The sequence below is a fragment of the Halomonas sp. SIMBA_159 genome, assembly GCF_046536035.1.
GTDB lineage: Bacteria > Pseudomonadota > Gammaproteobacteria > Pseudomonadales > Halomonadaceae > Vreelandella > Vreelandella venusta_A.
Genome location: NZ_JAWJBT010001141.1, coordinates 1 through 251, shown reverse-complemented (window position 1 = coordinate 251; position 251 = coordinate 1). Strand labels below are relative to the sequence as shown.

The 251-nt window shown below is 61.8% G+C and carries 1 pseudogene; it reads left to right on the top strand.

Features of this window, described 5'->3' with window-relative positions:
- Positions 1-251: pseudogene (locus R0J87_RS22830) on the top strand (IS21 family transposase); the annotation flags it as partial.

Genomic DNA, 251 nt, shown 5'->3' with positions numbered 1-251 from the left:
ACTGGCGGCGACCGGGTAATGGTCCAGGTCCTCGCGGCCACTCCCGTTCACGGTCTGGAGGCCGTGCTGGTTGCCGTCGAGCTCGCACTGGAGTCCGGACGTCCGAGCGGAGACCATGTCCTGAACATCCTTGCGCGACTGAAGAGCCAATCGGCTCATTCCGGTGAGGTGGTGAGAACAGCAATCACGCTCAAGGTCGAACCGCTTGCGGATGTCTACCGGTATGAGCAGCTTCGCGTCACGCGTAATGA